General features: G+C 65.3%; 1 protein-coding gene. It reads right to left on the reverse strand.

The window, feature by feature from the left end; genetic code table 11:
• Window positions 1-17 precede the first annotated feature (17 nt).
• Window positions 18-1,079 (reverse strand): IS110 family transposase, encoded by a 1,062-nt coding sequence (locus tag ACWEPL_RS65250; protein ID WP_452443098.1) that lies wholly within the window; start codon window positions 1,077-1,079, stop codon window positions 18-20.
• Window positions 1,080-1,350: the final 271 nt, after the last annotated feature.

The following is a 1,350-nucleotide window of genomic DNA, read 5'->3' on the forward strand; positions in this document are numbered from 1 at the left end:
CGAGGCTGCTATATCTGTCAAGTGGTTGCATGAAGGGGTTTTGGTGCGCGTTCGAGGAGCTTGAACAGTTGTCGGGAAAGGGCTCGTTTGAGGCAGCGGCGGGCTTCGCGCGGGGACTTGCCTTCGGAGATGCGGCGGGCGATGTAGGCGCGGGTGTCGGGGTCGACGCGGGCCCGGACGAGGATGATGGTGTGGAGCGCCCGGTTGAGCTGGCGGTCGCCGCTGCGGTTGAGTCGGTGGCGGTTGGTGAGGCCTGAGGATGCCGGGATGGGGGCCGTTCCGGCGAACGTGGCGAATGCGGCCTCGGAGCGAAATCGTCCGGGATGGGACCAGCTCACCAGGACCTGTGCTGCGCTGATGGCACCCACGCCGACTTGTTCCAGCAGGTCGGGTCTGATGTCGTTGATCAGGGCGGTGATCTCCTCTTCTAGCGTTTTGGCTTCGGCGCGCAGTGTCTGGATGCGCTGAGCTGTGGATCGAAGGGCCCGGATGGTCATGCGGTGTTCGAGGGTCTGGGAGGGTCGGTCTCGCAGCTCGGCGCAGTAGTTGATCTGGGCTTTGCTGCTCATGGATCGGATCTCGCTGCGCAGGTCGTCGGGCGCCGAGACGATTAAGGCCTTCAGATGGTTGATCGCCGCAGTGGTCGCGCTGACGGCGCCTTGGCGGGTGGTGAGCAGCACCCTAAGTGCTTCACGTTCTCCGCGTTGGCGGGGCTGGATGAGATGCTCGCTGGTCAACGCCTCACGAGCGGCGCGGATGGCATCGAGGGCGTCGGTCTTGCGACCGCCACGTTGAGCCGGCCGCTTGGGACGGCAGACCTCTATCACCTTTTCGCCGGACGCCTCCAGGAACGCCGCCAAGCCGGCGCCGTAGCTGCCGGCTCCTTCAAGGGCCCAGCAGCGGCGGTCCGGGATGTGCTGGCGGGCGAACTCCAGGAGTTGAAGGTAGCCGTGGGCGTCAGTGGCCGCTTCGGCGTGGGCGAGGACAGCACCCAGTGCACTGACCGCGGCCGCGGCCAGGGTGTCGCGGTGGGTATCGACCCCGATGACGCCATCGATCTGTTCTGCCAGCGTGGACATGCGGTTGCTTCCTTTCCAGGGGCGACTGCGTTTTGGCGTCGGCCTGGATGGGATCACCGGGTGGCAGAACTGTGACGAGTCACGCGCAAGCGGCGGACGAGCTGCTAATCAAGCCAACGGGGTGGGCCAGGCTGACGCCGGCACCTGGTAGACATCTCGAAAACAAGGCAGCCCTGTACCAGGCGCCAGTTCCGAATGTGGGTCATATCAAGTGCCGGCGTCGAGCGTGGCAGGCCCAACCGGGCCGTAGGTCAAGAATCACAGTTCCGAT

It is taken from the genome of Nonomuraea sp. NPDC004186, from assembly GCF_053603495.1.

Coding starts and splice junctions, on each gene's coding strand:
- ACWEPL_RS65250 (WP_452443098.1), bottom strand. CDS start 1,079: ATGTCCACGCTGGCAGAACAGATCGATGGCGTCATCGGGGTCGATACC.